The sequence below is a fragment of the Streptomyces sp. NPDC050418 genome (assembly GCF_044458745.1).
Classification (GTDB): Bacteria; Actinomycetota; Actinomycetes; order Streptomycetales; family Streptomycetaceae; genus Streptomyces.
Map to the genome: position 1 here is coordinate 217,095 of NZ_JBITIG010000008.1, position 15,788 is coordinate 232,882.

Annotated in this window: 16 protein-coding genes and 1 riboswitch; of the genes, 8 read left to right on the forward strand and 8 right to left on the reverse strand. The window is 69.9% G+C overall.

Annotated features, from left to right (window positions below; all coding sequences use genetic code 11):
• Positions 1–50 precede the first annotated feature (50 nt).
• The 5 genes from ACIBI4_RS21130 (at position 51) to ACIBI4_RS21150 (ending at position 4,444) form a co-directional block, all read left to right on the forward strand.
• Entirely contained in the window at positions 51–965 is a 915-nt protein-coding gene (locus tag ACIBI4_RS21130) for a phosphate/phosphite/phosphonate ABC transporter substrate-binding protein (RefSeq protein ID WP_399205489.1), read from the forward strand.
• Positions 965–1,687: a phosphonate ABC transporter ATP-binding protein gene (locus ACIBI4_RS21135; protein ID WP_399205490.1), complete on the forward strand. Its 723-nt coding sequence runs from the start codon at positions 965–967 to the stop codon at positions 1,685–1,687. Before ACIBI4_RS21130 ends, ACIBI4_RS21135 begins: the two co-directional genes overlap by 1 nt.
• Positions 1,684–2,502, forward strand: a complete 819-nt coding sequence (phnE, locus tag ACIBI4_RS21140) for a phosphonate ABC transporter, permease protein PhnE (RefSeq protein WP_399205491.1) — start codon at positions 1,684–1,686, stop codon at positions 2,500–2,502. The genes ACIBI4_RS21135 and phnE overlap by 4 nt, the downstream gene beginning before the upstream one ends.
• Positions 2,499–3,572 carry a zinc-binding dehydrogenase gene (locus ACIBI4_RS21145; RefSeq protein ID WP_399205492.1) on the forward strand — a complete coding sequence of 358 codons (1,074 nt, stop codon included), beginning with the start codon at positions 2,499–2,501 and terminating at the stop codon, positions 3,570–3,572. The genes phnE and ACIBI4_RS21145 overlap by 4 nt, the downstream gene beginning before the upstream one ends.
• Before the next feature lie 92 nt (positions 3,573–3,664).
• Complete coding sequence (locus tag ACIBI4_RS21150; RefSeq protein ID WP_399205493.1) at positions 3,665–4,444, forward strand: HAD-IIA family hydrolase; 780 nt, start codon at positions 3,665–3,667, stop codon at positions 4,442–4,444.
• 22 nt (positions 4,445–4,466) lie between these two features.
• Here ACIBI4_RS21150 and ACIBI4_RS21155 read toward each other — a convergent pair whose 3' ends face one another.
• On the reverse strand, positions 4,467–5,267 hold the full coding sequence (locus ACIBI4_RS21155; RefSeq protein ID WP_399205494.1) for a hypothetical protein: 801 nt from the start codon (positions 5,265–5,267) through the stop codon (positions 4,467–4,469).
• Complete coding sequence (locus tag ACIBI4_RS21160) at positions 5,257–5,790, reverse strand: SigE family RNA polymerase sigma factor (protein WP_399205495.1); 534 nt, start codon at positions 5,788–5,790, stop codon at positions 5,257–5,259. Before ACIBI4_RS21160 ends, ACIBI4_RS21155 begins: the two co-directional genes overlap by 11 nt.
• A gap of 272 nt (positions 5,791–6,062) precedes the next feature.
• Between ACIBI4_RS21160 and ACIBI4_RS21165 the strand changes: the two genes are divergently transcribed.
• On the forward strand, positions 6,063–6,449 hold the full coding sequence (locus tag ACIBI4_RS21165; RefSeq protein WP_399205496.1) for a hypothetical protein: 387 nt from the start codon (positions 6,063–6,065) through the stop codon (positions 6,447–6,449).
• A gap of 4 nt (positions 6,450–6,453) precedes the next feature.
• Positions 6,454–7,113: a class F sortase gene (locus tag ACIBI4_RS21170; protein WP_399205497.1), complete on the forward strand. Its 660-nt coding sequence runs from the start codon at positions 6,454–6,456 to the stop codon at positions 7,111–7,113.
• A 30-nt stretch (positions 7,114–7,143) separates the two neighbouring features.
• Here ACIBI4_RS21170 and ACIBI4_RS21175 read toward each other — a convergent pair whose 3' ends face one another.
• From ACIBI4_RS21175 to ACIBI4_RS21185, 3 genes are all read right to left on the reverse strand, one after another.
• Positions 7,144–7,890 carry a CbtA family protein gene (locus ACIBI4_RS21175; protein ID WP_399205498.1) on the reverse strand — a complete coding sequence of 249 codons (747 nt, stop codon included), beginning with the start codon at positions 7,888–7,890 and terminating at the stop codon, positions 7,144–7,146.
• Between the two features lie 17 nt (positions 7,891–7,907).
• A complete protein-coding gene (locus ACIBI4_RS21180; protein ID WP_399205499.1) occupies positions 7,908–8,126 on the reverse strand; it encodes a CbtB-domain containing protein in 219 nt (72 codons plus the stop codon).
• Positions 8,127–8,159: 33 nt separating this feature from the next.
• A riboswitch (cobalamin riboswitch) is annotated at positions 8,160–8,311 on the reverse strand.
• A gap of 331 nt (positions 8,312–8,642) precedes the next feature.
• Positions 8,643–9,392 carry a GAF and ANTAR domain-containing protein gene (locus ACIBI4_RS21185; protein WP_399205500.1) on the reverse strand — a complete coding sequence of 250 codons (750 nt, stop codon included), beginning with the start codon at positions 9,390–9,392 and terminating at the stop codon, positions 8,643–8,645.
• A 179-nt stretch (positions 9,393–9,571) separates the two neighbouring features.
• Between ACIBI4_RS21185 and ACIBI4_RS21190 the strand changes: the two genes are divergently transcribed.
• Positions 9,572–10,594: a glycoside hydrolase family 6 protein gene (locus ACIBI4_RS21190; protein WP_399205501.1), complete on the forward strand. Its 1,023-nt coding sequence runs from the start codon at positions 9,572–9,574 to the stop codon at positions 10,592–10,594.
• A gap of 100 nt (positions 10,595–10,694) precedes the next feature.
• On the opposite strand, the gene ACIBI4_RS21195 is transcribed toward ACIBI4_RS21190, so the two are convergent.
• The 3 genes from ACIBI4_RS21195 to ACIBI4_RS21205 all read right to left on the reverse strand — a co-directional run bounded on the left by ACIBI4_RS21195 (position 10,695) and on the right by ACIBI4_RS21205 (position 15,681).
• Positions 10,695–12,653 (reverse strand): galactose oxidase-like domain-containing protein, encoded by a 1,959-nt coding sequence (locus ACIBI4_RS21195; protein ID WP_399205502.1) that lies wholly within the window; start codon positions 12,651–12,653, stop codon positions 10,695–10,697.
• On the reverse strand, positions 12,650–14,629 hold the full coding sequence (locus ACIBI4_RS21200; protein WP_399205503.1) for a glycosyltransferase family 2 protein: 1,980 nt from the start codon (positions 14,627–14,629) through the stop codon (positions 12,650–12,652). The genes ACIBI4_RS21195 and ACIBI4_RS21200 overlap by 4 nt, the downstream gene beginning before the upstream one ends.
• 344 nt (positions 14,630–14,973) lie before the next feature.
• Entirely contained in the window at positions 14,974–15,681 is a 708-nt protein-coding gene (locus ACIBI4_RS21205; protein ID WP_399205504.1) for a FadR/GntR family transcriptional regulator, read from the reverse strand.
• Positions 15,682–15,788: the final 107 nt, after the last annotated feature.

Below are 15,788 nucleotides of genomic sequence, written 5' to 3' on the forward strand. Positions count from 1 at the left end.
ACCCCGCCACCCCTCATCCTCCCTTTCTGATCCTCACCCCGGAGACCACCATGTCCCTGCGCCGACTCGGCCTCGCCGGCGTCCTCGTCGCCTCCCTCACCCTCACCACCGTCGCCTGCGGCAGCGAGGACGGCGGGGGCGGCAAGGCGTCCGCCACCTGCCCCGGAGGCAAGATCCGCTTCGGCGTCGAGCCGTTCGAGGACCCGTCCAAGCTGACGCCCGCCGCCGAGGCGCTCGCCGACGGCATCAGCAAGCAGCTCGACTGCCCGGTCGAACTCACCATCACCGAGGACTACTCGGCGGAAGTGCTCGCCATGGAGAACGGCAAGCTCGACATCGGCATGTTCGGGCCGCTCGGCTACGTCTTCGCCAGCAAGCGCGCCAAGGCCGAGGCACTCGCGTCCTTCGGTGACGTGAAGGGCGAGCTGTCCACGTACACCGCCGGTATATGGGTCCCGAAGAACTCCTCCGTCAAGTCGGTCGAGGACCTCAAGGGCAAGTCCCTGGCGCTCGGTTCGCCCGGCTCCACCTCCGGTGACGCGCTGCCGCGGCAGGCCATCGTGGACGCGGGCCTCAAGGAGAAGGACGTCAAGGTCGACTACGCGGGCGGCCACCCCGAGGCGCTGCTCGCCCTCACCAACGGCAAGGTCGACGCCGCTGAGATCAACTCGCAGCAGCTCGCCGTGGCCACCGAGGAAGGCACCTTCGACGAGTCGGAGTTCCGCCGCGTGTGGACCTCGGACCCGATTCCCAACGACCCGATCACCGTACGCGGCGACATGGACCCGAAGTTCAAGGAAGCGCTGCAGACGGCGCTGCTCGACCTGCCCGAGGACAAGGTCGCCGAGATCGGCAAGCTGCTCGACGTCGACCCCGCGGGCCCGCTGCTCAAGGTCGACGACAAGACGTACCAGCCGCTCTTCGAGCTCGCCGAGTCCCTCGGCCTCAGCGAGAAGGACGTCTGATGCTCGCCCTGACCGGGATCGAGGTGCACTACGGCACCAAGCAGGTCCTGCACGGTGTCGACGTCACCGTCGGGCACGGCGAACTGCTCGCCGTGCTCGGTGCCAACGGCTGCGGCAAGTCCACGCTGCTGCGGGCCGCCGCGGGCCTGCAGCCCATGAGCTCCGGCACGGTCCGGGTCGGAGGCGAGCCCGCGGGCCCGCCGGACATCGCCGTGATCTTCCAGCACATCCATCTCGTACGGCGGCGCTCGGTGCTGGACAACGTGTGCGCGGGCGCGCTCGGGCGGCTCCCGCTCCACAAGTCCCTTGTCCCGGCGCTGTTCCCGGCCGAGGTCAGGGAGGAGGCGATGGCCTGCCTCGACCGGGTCGGCCTCGCCGACCGCGCGCACGACAAGGCCGGCCGTCTCTCCGGCGGCCAGCAGCAGCGGGTCGCCGTGGCCCGCGCGCTGTGCCAGCGGCCGAAGGTACTGCTCGCGGACGAACCCGTATCGGCCCTCGACCCGGCCGCGTCCGAGCAGGTCCTCGGACTGCTCGCCGAACTCGCGCACGACGAGGGCATGGCGGTCCTCGCCGTCCTGCACCAGCCGGCGCTCGCCGCCCGGCACGCCGACCGGATCATCGGGATGCGGGACGGGCACGTGGTGCTCGACGGCGCCCCCGGCCAACCGGTCGACCTTCTGTACAGCCCCGCCGACCCGCTCAGTGTGGAGACCGTGTCATGACCGTCCTGCAGCAGGACGTCCGCAAGCTCGCCGTGCCGCCGAAGCCGCGGCGGCCCCGGCAGAAGGCCGCCGGACTCGTGATCACGGCCGTGATCGTCGCCGCGCATGTCTTCGCGTGGAACGCCACCGGGATGTCCGTGACAGCCTTCGCCGACGGCTGGCAGGGCATGGCCGACTTCCTCGGCGAAGCCTTCCCGCCGAACCTCTCCTGGGAAGTGCTCAAGCCCAGCCTCGAAGGAGCGCGCACCACCCTGTGGATCGGGCTCCTCGGCACCACGCTCTCCGTGCCCGCCTCCCTGATCCTGGCGCTGCTCGCCACGCGGGGCATGGCGCCCGCCTGGATCTACCAGTCGTCCCGCTCGGTCCTCTCGTTCCTGCGGGCCGTCCCCGAGATCGTCTTCGCGCTGATCTTCGTGACGGCCGTGGGGCTCGGACCGTTCCCCGGCGTCCTGGCGCTCGTGTGCCACAACGTCGGCGTGATGGGGAAACTGTGGGCCGAGTCCATCGAGGACGTCGACCCGGGGCCGGCCACCGCACTGCGCTCGGCGGGCGCATCGCGGGTCCAGATCGCCTCGCACGCGCTGCTGCCGATGGTGACGCCGCAGCTCACCGGGCTCCTGATGTACCGCTTCGACGTCAACGTGCGCTCGTCGCTGGTGCTCGGCCTCGTCGGAGCGGGCGGTATCGGCTTCCTCATCAACCAGTCCATCCGCACCTTCAAGTTCGACGAGATGCTCACACACATCCTCGTGGTGCTCGTGCTGATCATCGCGGTGGACCGGCTGTCCGCGCTCGTACGGGCACGGCTGTCATGAGCGGTATCCCGGTGCGGTACGCGCGGTGGGACGCCCCCGGCCGTCCGTTCACCGTGGTCGGCACGGAGACGGCGGCCGTGCCCGGGCCGGGCGAGGTCCTCGTACGGACCGACCTCGCCACGGTCTGCGGCAGCGATCTGCACACCGCGAGCGGGCGGCGCGCCTCGCCCGCGCCGGGCGTGCTCGGACACGAGCAGGTCGGCACGGTCCTGGCCACCGGGGGAGCGGTCCGCTGCCACGACGGCACACCGGTCGTCCCCGGCCTGCGCGTGGTCTGGTCGGTCACCGCGTCGTGCGGGGCGTGCGACCGGTGCGGGCGCGGGCTCACCCGGAAATGCCGCTCGCTCTTCAAGTACGGGCACGAACGGCTAGACGCACGCGCCCCGCTCACCGGCGGCTTCGCCACCCACTGCGTCCTGCGCCCCGGTACGGCGATCGTCGCCGTACCGGACACGCTGCCCGACGAAGTCGCCGCCCCGGCGTCCTGCGCCACGGCGACGGTCGCCGCGGTCCTCGCCGCCGCCGGTCCCCTGGCCGGACGACGGGTGCTCGTGACCGGGGCGGGCATGCTCGGGGTCACGGCCGTGGCGATGGCGGCGCAGGCGGGGGCGGCGGTGACCGCCGTGGACCCGGACCCGCAACGGCGCGCGCAGGCACGGCGGTTCGGGGCCGCGGAGGTGCTCGCCACCGCCACCGCCACCGAAGCCGAAGCCGACGTGGCGCTGGAGCTCTCCGGCCACCCCGACGCCGTACGCACCTGCCTGGACGCCCTGACCACCGGCGGCACCGCGGTCCTCGCCGGGTCGGTCTCGCCCGGACCCGCCGTAACCTTCGACCCCGAGCGCCTCGTGCGCGGCCTGCACCGGATCGAGGGCGTGCACAACTACCGCGCCGCCGACCTCCAGCACGCGGTCGCCTTCCTCACCGCACACCACACCACGTACCCCTTCGCCGGACTCGTCGAAGGCCGCTACGGGTTGAACACCCTGGACGACGCCTTCGCGGCAGCCCACGGCGCACGGGCACCGCGCCAGGCGGTCCGGCCCGAGCAGCCCCGCCACCGTCCATGAGCTGGGACGGGGCGGGCCCGCCGGGGCCCGCCCCGTTACGCTGACGGTGCCGGACCGTTGGAATCCGGCCGTGGAGGAGAGGTAGCAGTCCCGTGGCAGAGCGCAAGCCGATCGAATCCTGGCTCACCGACATGGACGGTGTGCTCATCCACGAGGGCGTGCCGATCCCCGGCGCCGACGCCTTCCTCAAGCGTCTGCGCGACTCCGGCAAGCCGTTCCTGGTCCTGACGAACAACTCGATCTACACGGCCCGCGACCTGCACGCCCGCCTCAAGCGCATGGGCCTGGACATCCCGGTCGAGAACATCTGGACCTCGGCCCTGGCCACCGCCAAGTTCCTCGACGACCAGCGCCCCAACGGCACGGCGTACGTCATCGGCGAGGCGGGCCTCACGACGGCCCTGCACGACATCGGCTACGTCCTCACCGACGCCGACCCCGACTACGTGGTCCTGGGCGAGACCCGCACGTACTCCTTCGAGGCCATGACCAAGGCCGTCCGCCTCATCAACAACGGCGCCCGCTTCATCTGCACCAACCCGGACGAGACCGGCCCCTCCCTGCAGGGCCCGCTCCCCGCGACGGGCGCGGTCGCCGCCCTCATCACGAAGGCCACGGGCAAGGACCCCTACTTCGCGGGCAAGCCCAACCCCCTGATGATGCGCACGGGCCTGAACGCCATCGGCGCCCACTCCGAGACCAGCGCCATGATCGGCGACCGCATGGACACGGACGTCCTGGCGGGCCTGGAGGCAGGCATGATCACCTACCTGGTCCTGACCGGCCTCACGGGCCCGGAGGAGGTCGAGAAGTACCCCTTCCGCCCGTCGCACATCGTGGACTCGATCGCGGATCTGGTGGACCTGGTCTGACGCGTGCACCGGGGCGCGGTGCTCAGCGGTCGCGGTCGTCGAGGAAGTTGATGACGAATGCGTCCGGTGTGATGCGTGTCCGCTCCCCGGTGGCGTCGTAGAGGTCCACGTGGACAGGGTCCTTGCGGTCCGGGGAGACTGCGAAGAACCACTTGATATCGGCGCCGGTGGGCGTGATGAGCTGTGGTTCGGAGGTGGAGCCGTCGGCCCAGGTCACCTTCACCCGGTCGACCTCGCTGCCGACCCAGCCGTAACTGGCCGGTTTGTCCTCGTTGCCGCCGTTGAGCGAGGTGATCCTCGCTTCCTCGGCGCCCGGGGACGACGGCACGTAGGCGGCGGTCTCCGCGCCGATCGGGCTCTTGAATTCAGCCACGAACCAGGGCCGGTCCAGCGTGAACTTCCTGGGCGGCTCGAAGATGTCCTCGGGGTCCGAGTCGGGGAACATGTCGTTGCGTTTCCCGGCCAGATCCCACTGCGCCAGCGCTTCCTGCTGCGTCCTCGGTGCCGCGTACATCGTCAGCGAGAGCTCCCAGACCTCCCCGCCGACCCGCTCCTTCGCAAGGATCGTGGTGACCGGCTGCAGAACCCCGGGCTGCTGTGTGGGCTGCGTCCCTACGTGAAGCGGCCTCTCGCCGCCTCCGCTCTGGGTCCACACGAGCGCCCCGCCGACCGGCAGCGTGAATGCCACCGCTGCCGCCGCGACGGCCACGCGGCGCCGGGCCCTGCGCCGCCGTCCTCCCCGCACCAGTGCGTCGACCGGGGCCGAGGAGACCGGCATCTCGTCCGCCAGTTGTGCGAGCTGTTCCTTGATGTCAGCGCTCACGACCACTCCAATCCTTCAGCGGGGCCGCTGCCCGCAGCTTCGCCAGGCCCTTCGCGGTCTGGCTCTTGACCGTGCCCACGGAGCAGCCCATGGCCTCCGCCGTCTGCGCCTCGCTCAGGTCCTCCCAGTGGCGCAGGACCACGGCCTGCCGCTGCCGTGGCGGCAGACCGGCCAGCGCGCGCCACAGCACCTCGCGCTGGTCCGCCTGGACATAGCGGTCCGTGGGCTCGGCCGGCTCGTCCTCGGCGGGCGGTCCCGACGGGCCCGGCAGGAGTTCCTTGAGCTTGTGCCGGTGCCGTCGCGCCGACGCGTTCACGAGGATGCGCCGGACGTACGCGTCCGGGCTGTCGGCCTGGCTCACCCGCCGCCAGGACGCGTAGGCGCGCTCCAGCGTGGTCTGCACGAGATCCTCGGCGGTGTGCCGGTCACCGGTGAGCAGGTACGCGGTGCGCAGCAGTCCAGCCCAGCGGCTGGTGGCGTAGTCCCGGAACTCCTCGTCCCGGCTCTGTGCGTCGACCCCCATGGCCACCTCCTGCCCGGATGAGTCCGCCGGGCCCTCGGAAGGTTGCCCGCAGGAGCCGTCCGCCACCACCCGAACGGCCCACACCCACATGCACCCCGGCCCCCCGCCCGCCACGCTCGGAGCAGGAGGTCCCCATGCCCTCACCCCGGCTTCGTCTAGCCCTCTGTGGCTCTGTTGCAGTGCTTGTGCTGGCCAGTCCGGCCGTTGCCGCCGATGGTGTGGTGAAGGTCAGTCCTGATACCGCGGCGCCAGGGGCACAGGTCGAGTTGAGTGTGACCGGGTGTGACGGGACGACCGGGTCGGCCAAGTCGGAGGTGTTCGTGGCCGCCTCCGCGCTGACCGGGCGGGACGGTGCCAGGTACCCGTTGAGTGGCGAGGCGATGATCAAGTCGACGGCCACGCCCGGGACGTATGACGTCGATGTGACCTGTGACGGGGAGGACGGGAAGGCCAAGGGGGCCGTCACCGTCGTCAAGGAGGCCGTGCCCAGTCCCACCGCGCCGATCCGCGCGGGCGGCGGCGGTACGGCGCAGCTCAGTGCCGAGGAGCCGGGCGGCGGTCCGGGATGGCGGCACGCGCTGATCGGGCTGCTGCTCGCCACGGCCGCGGGGCTCGCCGTCGCGGGACGGCTGGTACGCCGGCACCGGGGCGGCGCATAGCGCCATGGGCCAGGACCGTTCGTCGGGGAACGGCAGACTGCTCACCGGGATCGCCTGGGCCGTGCTGCTCGTCGGCCTGTGGCTGTGGGGCCGGGAGATCGCGGGAGTGCCCGGAGGGTCCACCGCGACCGGTGATGTCGCGGCGGTCGGGCGTCCGCTCGTCGCCGTCCAACTGCCGCCCGCCATCAAGCCGTTGGACGAGGCGGGCCCGAACCGGGTCGACATCCCGTCGATAGGGGTGCAGGCGCCGGTCATCAAGCGCGGACTCGACGGCGAGGGCGCCATCGCGCCGCCGCCGTACGACCAGGCCGGTGTCGTCGGCTGGTACGGGGGCGGGGTGATGCCGGGATCGCAGGGGACCGCGCTGTTCGTGGGGCACGTGGACACGACATCGCGGCCCGCCGTGTTCTACAACCTCAGCACGCTCAAGCCCGGCGAGAAGGTGCGCGTGACGCGCTCGGACGGCTCGGTCGCGGAGTTCACGGTGGAAGAGGTCGCGGTGTACAACCGGGCCGGATTCGACCCGCACAAGGCGTACGGGATCCGTCAGGACGACCGGGCCGAACTGCGGCTGATCACGTGCGGCGGGACGTTCGACCGTGCGACCAAGACGTACTCGGCGAACGTGGTGGTGTCCGCCTTCCTGACCGGCAAAGGGCCCTGACCCGCAGAGAGCAGGCCAGGGCCCCGCAGGTCAGTTCGCCGGGACCGCCCCCGCCGGAGCAGCGGCCCGCGACACGGCCCGCAGGCCCAGCGCGCCGAAGGTCACGGCGAAGACCGCCCACAGCAGGGCGTGCGAGGCGATCGACAGGACGCGGAAGTCCCACAGGAGCGTGGCGGCCACGGGGACCTCGTCCGGGTTGCCGGGCAGCGCGAACAGGACCGCGAGGACGGCGACCGCCGTGCCCGCCGCCGCGACCTGCCGCACCGGAACGCTGCGGCCTTCGAGGCGTACGTACACCTGGCGCACGAGAAGCATGCCGAGGACGCCGATGACGACCGCGGCCAGCCACAGGGCCTGGCGTTCGGAGACCGTGGCGCCGTCGCCGACGCCGGGCGGGTTGGCCGGATAGCGCAGCGCGGGGAGGAGCGAGACGGCGAGGAACGCGGCGCCCGAGAAGAGCAGCGCGCGCGGCCACGGCGAGGCCTCCGGGTCGCGGCGGTGCACCAGGGCGTACGCGACGGCGACGAGGACACCGAGCGCCAGGCCGAAGACCAGCGACGTGACGACGAGCCCGAAGTGCTGGGCGCCGCGCGTGAAAAGCTCCTCGTGGTGGTCCGCGGCGCCCGCGTGTTCATGGGCGGTGCGGGCTTCTTCGAGGCGTATCGCGCGGTCCATGAGGGGCTCGGCGAGCAGCAGGGAGAAGAGGCCGGCGGCAAGACCGGCCGCTCCTCCTGCCGTCAGACCGCGTCCGAGCAGGGGGAGTACAGGTGTGGACATGGGTGTGCGGGCCCCGATCAGTGGCAGGGGGCGCCGAAGAGGTGCCGTCCGTCGTGGGCGAACTCGTGCAGGTAGTCGCCGGTCGCCGAGATCAGCGAACCGTTGTCGAAGAACACCGCGTACAGCGCGATGACCGCGATCATCGCGGCGGCCGAGGCGATCATCCAGTCACGCGTTCTGGTCGTCGCGTCCTGGGCGGCCGTCGTGCTCGGGTGCTGTGCCGAGTGCAGGGACATCCGGGTGGGTCTCCTTCCGGGGTTTCCACGCCCCATGGCAGGAGGACGACGGGTCAGTTCCTGACTCCCGTGCAGCGAGCCATGAGGGCCTCGTACGCGGTCACAGTGGCGGGACCGTCCCGGAATCGCACCGGGTTCCTGTCAACCGTCGCCTCGATGTATGGACTTGTCGTCCGGAGAGTCCCAACTCAGGGGTGGGCCTGTCAACCGCGCGTCCAGTCCGCGGCCGCACCTGACCCGGCCGGTGGCCCGCTCCCCCCGGAGCCTCCGGCCGGGTCGGTCCTCGACCGTGCGCGCTCGGGCTGCGGGAGAAACCCGGCGTCGGCACGGGAGGTTCTGGGGACGGCCGGGGGCTGGGGCCTCTGCCCCTCACTTTAGAGCGGAAGCCCGGGCTCGCCCAGAGCCGGTCCGGCGCAACTCGACCGGAATGCAGGGCGGTTCGTCCGGTATGCGGGATACGGGTCCGGGGTGGGCCGGGAGCCCGCCGCCCTCACGCCGACGGCCGGTCCGCCGCCCTCACCCCGAAGGCCGGTCCGCCTCCAGCGCCCCGTCGTCCAGGCGCCCTTCGAGCAGCTCCTGCGCGATGGCGTCGATGGGGCGCCGCGCGCGCCGGGCGTGCGCGCGCAGTGCCGTGAACGCCGCGTCCACCTTCACGCCCCACCGCTCGGCGAGCAGCCCCTTGGCCTGCTCGATCCGCACCCGGCTGGACAGCGCCGACTGCAGCTGCGTCGTGAGCGCCCGGCAGTCGTCATGGATCCGCCGCTGAGCCAGCCCGATCGCCGCGGCGTCGGCGAGCAGCTGCGCCAACTCCAGCTGGATCCGCACATGTTCGGGCCGCCCGTTCGCGAACAGGTTCAGCGCCCCGATCACCGTCTCGCCACGCCGCAGCGGCACCGCGCACGTCACGGTCATCCGCTCCCGCAGCGCCCGCTCCGTCAACCGGGGCCAGCGCTCCGCCGCCTCCGTACCGGCGAACCGCACCGGAGGCACCGCCTCACCCGACGCGCAGGCGTCCAGGCACGGACCGCCCTGGTGCTGGATCTCCAGGAGCCCGCGCACCCGTCCCGTCGGATCGGCGCTGGTGACGAGGGAGACCTCGGCGTCCGCGCCGACCAGGAGCAGCCCGGCCGCGTCTGCCCCGAGCAGTGTCACGCAGTCGTCGGCGAACCGCCCCAGATACGCGCTCACCTCGAAGGTCTCGCCCAGGCTGTCGGCCAGGGCGACGAGGGCCGCGGCCAGCCGCAGATCTCTCCCCGCATCGACCATCGGGCCTCCCGCACACACCTGTGGCTGCTCGCCTACCCCGATGCGGGGCGCCGTAACAGGCCGATCAGGGGCGCTGTAACAGGTCGTGCACGAACGGGCCCGCGGGCCGGGCGGCCCTCGTGACTCACGTGCACCTATGTCAGGATTGAACCTCCGACAGTGCACCCAAGGGGGAGTGGATGTACAGCAGTTCCGCGGCGATCCGGGGGGCGGTGAAGACAGGTGTGGCGTTCGTGGGGGCGGCGGCACTGCTTCTGACCGGCTGCTCGTCGGACGACGGCGACGGCCCCGAGACGCCCAGTGGCAGCGCGTCGCAGCAGCCCAAGGAGAAGGACCCGTTCTGGGTCAACCCCGATACGAACGCGTCCGAGCAGGTCCAGAAGTTCAAGAACGAGGACAAGTCCTCGGACGCCGAGCTGATCAAGAAGATCGCCGAGCAGCCGACGGGCCAGTGGATCATCCCGGAGACGGCGCAGGAGCAGGCCCGCGGCTTCACCGAGGCCGCCACGGAGGCCGACCGCGAGGCGGTCCTGGTGCTCTACAACATCCCGCACCGCGACTGCAATCAGTTCTCCAAGGGCGGCGCGGCCGACGGCGACGAGTACCGGACGTTCATCGACGAGGTCGCCAAGGGCATCGAGGACCGCAAGGCCACGGTCATCCTCGAACCGGACGCCCTGCTGCACCTGGTGGACGGGTGTACGCCCCAGGAGTTCCACGAGGAGCGCTACGACCTGCTCAAGGGCGCCATCGACAAGCTCCACACGCTCAAGAACACCAAGGTCTACATCGACGGCGGCAATCCGGGCGCGGCCCAGCCGGACTCCTTCTGGGAGCCGCTGAAGTGGGCCGGCATCGACAAGGCCGACGGCTTCGCGGTGAACGTGTCGAACTTCTACACCACCGAGGAGTCCATCGACTTCGGCAAGAAGCTCTCCGAGAAGGTGGGCAACAAGCCGTTCGTGATCGACACGAGCCGCAACGGCAACGGGACGTACAAGGCCGACGAGAAGGACCTCTGGTGCAACCCGCCGGGCCGCGCCCTCGGCGAGATCCCCTCGGTCGACACGGCCGACGAGAGCGTCGACGCCTATCTGTGGATCAAGCGTCCCGGTGAGTCGGACGGCGAGTGCAGGGGCGGTCCGAAGGCCGGGGAGTGGTGGCCTGAGTACGCGCTGGAGCTGGCGAAGAACGCCAAGTAGGTCCCGTACGGAAAGGGCCGATCGGTTTTCGTACGGAAATGAAGGAGGGCGCCCCCTGCATCAGGGGGCGCCCTCCTTCACGTACACATACGAGCGGGTCCTACTCCGGGATCTCCACCCACTGCGCCTCGCTCGGCACACCCTGGTCGTCGGTGACGAACAGCATGTACCAGCCCGGCTGCACCAGGTTCTTGTTCTTCGGGACCGTCACCGTGACGCTGTCCGCCGACTTCTTCACGTCGAGGGCGATCGACCGCTGGTCGATGTCCGTGACGTGCGTCGAGGCGCTCGGCCGGATCAGCCGCGCGTTCTTGATCGACGAGGCGTGCTGCGTCTTGTACGTGCCCGAGTCACCGCGCTCGATGGCCTTCGGACCGCTGCCGAGCGTGGGCTGGGAGCCCTGGTAGAGATACGGCGGCGTGTAGATCTCCAGGCGCTGCTCGAACGTGCCGGGCTTGGTGTTCGCCTCGTCCGCGTAGAGCGAGTCCGAGCCGAAGAAGACCACCCGGCCGTCGGGCAGGAGCAGCGAGCCCGAGTGGTAGTTGCGGCCCACCAGCGGGTCGGCGACCTTGCGCATCTCGCCGGTCTTCGCGTCGTACATCCGCGCTTCGAGGATGTTGGAGTCGCTGCGGCCGCGGTAGTCCTCGGAGCCGCCGGAGATCAGCACGCTGTCGTCGGGCAGGACCGAGGACTGCGGGTAGCGGGTGCCCTTGTCGAAGCTGGGCCCGTCCTTGAACACCGGGGCGTCCTCGGTGAGGTCGATGATCCGGGTCTTCTTGCTGGAGACCTCGGACTCACCGATACCGCCGCCGCCGACGACCATGAACTTCTCGTCCTGCGCGGGCGGCAGCCACACCGTGCCCGCCGTCTCCATCAGCTTCGGGTCGGAGAGGCCCTTGAGGTTGGTGAAGTCGTTGGTCTCGAAGTCCCAGACACCGGGCTTGCGGCCCACGTCGGCCGGTCCGTAGCCGGCGTTGGCGCCGGAGTAGAACAGCTTGCCGTTGGGCAGCAGGAAGATCGCCGGGTACGTCGGGAACTGCCGGTCCTGCTTGACGTACGTCCACTTCTTGGTCTCGGGGTCGTAGACCTCGTTGCGGTCGCCGGGCACGATCTGGCCGATGTCGTCGAGGCCGGACAGGGCGAGCACCTTGCCGTCCGAGAGCGTGGTCAGCGTGGGGTACCAGCGCGCCTCGTTCATCGGGTCGACCTTGATGTACTTCTCGGCCACCGGGTCGAACTCGTAGGCGTCGTCGATGCCCTGGAAGTCCTTCTTGTCCAGGGCGAGCTTCTCGGCGATGCCGTAGGTCTGCTGGTCCTTCTTGCCGGTCAGGCCATCGACCTTGTACTGGTCCTGGGCGCCGGTCTCGTACTTCTTCCCGCTCTTCGCGGCCTCGACATAGACCCGCTCGAATCCGGCGACGGTCTTGACGAACGCACCGGTCTCGGGGTCGAACTTCTTCTTCGCGCGCTCGACGACGACCGACTCGGTCAGGACGAAGGTCTTGCCGTTCTCCTTGCCCGTGAGCTTGGTGCCCTTGGGCAGGGTGATCGGCTTGTCCGGGTTCTCGTTGTGGACGATCATCAGGCCGCCGGCCTTGGTGACATCGCCCTTGAGCTTCTCGTACGACTTCGTGCCGCCCGCGACCAGGAGCTTGCCGTCAGGGAGCTGCGTGTGCCCCGTGCAGAACAGGTCGTTGGGGGTGGGGATCTTCTTGAAGGTGTTCTTCACCGGGTCCCACAGGACGGTGTCGAACTTCTTCGCGTCGAAGTTCTTCTGGTTGTTGCCCGAGCCCGCGACGAGCAGCACCTTGCCGGTGTGCAGGAGCGCCGCGTGGATCGTGTTGAGCTTGTACTCGTCGGGCAGCTCGACGATGTCCCACTTGCCGTTGTCGGCCTTGTACTCGGGCCTGTTGATCTTGTAGTCGTGGTACTGGTCCGAGGCGAAGCGCCACAGCGCGGGACCGTTCATTCCGGCGAGTGCAAGCACCACCGCCGCGCCTATCGCTATGCGGCGGGCGCGGCGGCGGGTGTGCTTCACCGGCGTGGAGCCGACGGTCATTTCTTACGTCCCCCAAGGGCGATCTGCATGGTCTGGTCGGGGTGGCCGGGATGCTGACCGGGCTGCTGCCCCGCCGCGGCCCAGCTGGGCCTGTTCCGGTCGTGTGCGGCCGCCTGCGGCGGTACCGCGCTGGGCTGCGGCGCGGGCGCGCCGCCGGCCGGAGTGCCGCCCGGGGCACCCGACGCGGGCTTCTTCCTGTCCTGCTTGATCTGCCAGCGCCAGACGAAGATCGGCGTGGCGGTGATCAGCATGGCGATCGTGGCCCAGATGATCATCGCCGGGTGGGCGTGGCCGTAGTAGAAGCCCGCGCCCATCGAGGCGGCGAAGATCACGATGAAGTACCAGTGGTAGCGGAACGTGCCGAACCAGCGGTCGGGGGACGCCGAGTCACCCTTCGGCGTGACCACGAACTTGGACTTGCGGCGCAGCGCCGAGTCGAACAGCGCCTTCGCGTACAGCGGCGCGGACAGCGCGGACATCACCATGCCGGCCACACCGCCGGAGCCCTCGGGCTCGTGCGGCGAGACGTTGTGGCGGCGGTTCCAGATGTACAGGCCGATCTGCAGTGCCGAGGCGTTGCCGTAGAGCATCAGCCAGATCGTCGGGTCGATGTTGACACCCGAGGCGCCCAGGCCCAGGAACAGCGCACAACTGAGCGCCGCCAGGATCCAGTTCATCGCCGACATCGGGTAGAAGATGATCATCATCGTGTAGTTGAAGAGCTTGGTCGGCGGAAGCGAGTACCAGCCCTTCCAGTACTGCTTGAGGATCGTCTCGTACGTACCGCGCGACCAGCGCATCTGCTGCGTGAAGAAGTCCGTCCAGGCGCTCGGGCCCTCACCGACGGCCAGCACGTCCGGCGTGTAGACCGAGCGCCACTTGCGGCCCGTCTTCGGGTTGCGGTGGCGGTGGATCTCGAAGCCGGTCGCCATGTCCTCGGTGATCGAGTCGTACAGACCGCCGATCTGCTTCAGCGCGCTGATCCGTACGGCGTTGGACGTGCCGACGAACATCGGCGCCCCGTACGCGTTGCCCGCGCGCTGGATCAGGGCGTGGAAGAGGAACTGCTGGGACTCGGCGGCCTTCGTGACGAACGAGTCGTAGTTGCCGTAGACCTGCGGGCCGATGACGAAGCCGACGTCCGGGTCGCGGAAGAAGCCGAGCATCCGCTCCAGGTAGTTCGGCAGCGGCACGTGGTCGGTGTCGACCGAGGCGAAGTAGTCGTAGTCGTCACCGTGCGCGTCCAGCCAGGCGTTGTAGTTGCCGTGCTTGGTCTTGGCGCGGTGCGGGCCCTTCTTCCGGTTCCACTTCGCGATGCCCTTGCGGGAGAAGTGGTGCACACCGAGGCGCGCGCAGACTTCCTTGACCTCGGGGTCGTCGCCCTCGTCGAGCAGCCAGATGTGCAGCAGACCGCGGTGGCGCAGCTTGACCGCGGCCTCCAGGGTCTTGGTGACCATCTCGATCGGCTCCTTGCCGGGCACGAACGAGGTGAGGAACGCGACACGCGTCCCCGTCTCCGGCACGACCGGGATCGGGTCGCGGGCGACGAGGGTGGCGTGCGCGTTCGACAGCACGTTCATGCACCGGAAGAACTCGATCAGGCCGATCGAGATCAGCATGACGAGGTCGAGGTGCTCCAGGTACCCGTTCGGAACGTAGTCGCGCTTCGTCCAGTGCTCGGGCTGCAGCAGCCAGGCGAGCAGGATGAGGGAGAGCAGCGGTGCCGCGCCCAGCATGAGGGCGGCCCGGATCCGGTGCGGCTCCTGCGAGAGCAGCGAGCGGTACTGCACCTTGTACGGCTTGCTGGGATCGGGGTTGGTCAACGGCCCCGCCAGCCGGCTGTAGTGCTCGTAGTCGTATCTGGGCAGCGTCTTCTTGATGCGCCTGAAGCCGCCGGTCCGATGCGATGGCACGCGCAACTGGGTCGTCTCGGTCGGGTCGGAGCCCGGCCGGGCGCCCGTCGGCGTCGACGTCATGAGTCATCCCCCCGCACGCACTGGTCTGCGTGTTCGTCGGTCCTTCCGCCTGCCCGAGTCCCCCTCGACTCGTGCAGGCGCGTCACTGGCTGGCCACCCCACCCGTCACTAGGACATGGAAGGGGCACCTTCCGGTTGCATGATGCCCGCCCCGCCTTGCTTCATGAACAAGACCCCCGCCGATTCACAGGCGGGAGCCCCTCCCCGGGCTCCCGTGCACACCTGGCGGGCGTCGGGAACCCCCAACTGTCCCGTACCGTCCGCCACATGGAAGCCCAAGGCTCCCATTCTCCAGGCCAGGGTTCTACGACCACTGGCTTGATCGCAAGAGCGATACCAGGTGTTTACTTGTCATACGCGTGGTTTGGGAGCTCAGTTGATGCAGGTGAGCCGAGCCGAGTACGAATATTACCGAAGTGCTCTCGTATTGCCTGCTCGGCCCGGATGACGTCGCCCGAGCGCACGGCGTCGAGGATCTCGCGGTGCTGGCGGCAGGTCACTTTCGGGTCCGGCAGGACGTCGACGAGATCGGTGCGGACGCGGTGGAAAGCGTCCCAGAACGCCTCCAGGACCTCTCCCAGCAGGAGGTTTCCCAGACCGCGGTAGAGCGTGGCGTGGAAGGCGCGGTCCGTCTCGGCGGCCACGGCGCCGTCCTCGGCCTCGCTCTCCATCCGCGCGAGGAGGGCGTCGAGTTCCGCGAGGTCCTCCGGCGGGACGCGGCCGGCGAGACGGGAGATCAAACCGGTCTCCACGGCCTCGCGCAGCTCCAGGAGCTGCAACAAGCTGTCCTCGCCGCGGTAGTGGCCCGCCACCGTGCGGAAGGTGAGGCCTTCGATCATGGGTGCGACGGACATCGGTCCGACATATGTGCCGAACCCATGCCGGATCTCCACGATTCCCATCGCCTGCAGCGCCTTGAGCGCCTCCCGCACGGAGTTGCGGCTCACACCGAGGAGCGCCATCAGCTCGGGCTCGGTGGGCAGCGAGGCCCCCGACGCGAGCCGCCCGTCGATGATGAGCCGCTTGATCCGCTCCTGTATGTCGCTCGCCATGGGCGACACCGTATCCGTCGGGTGGCTGGTTCCGGCCCTGTACGCAGCAGAAAGGCCCCCACCGCGAGGTGGAGGCCTTTCCGTGTCTGTGCGCCGCCAGGGACTCG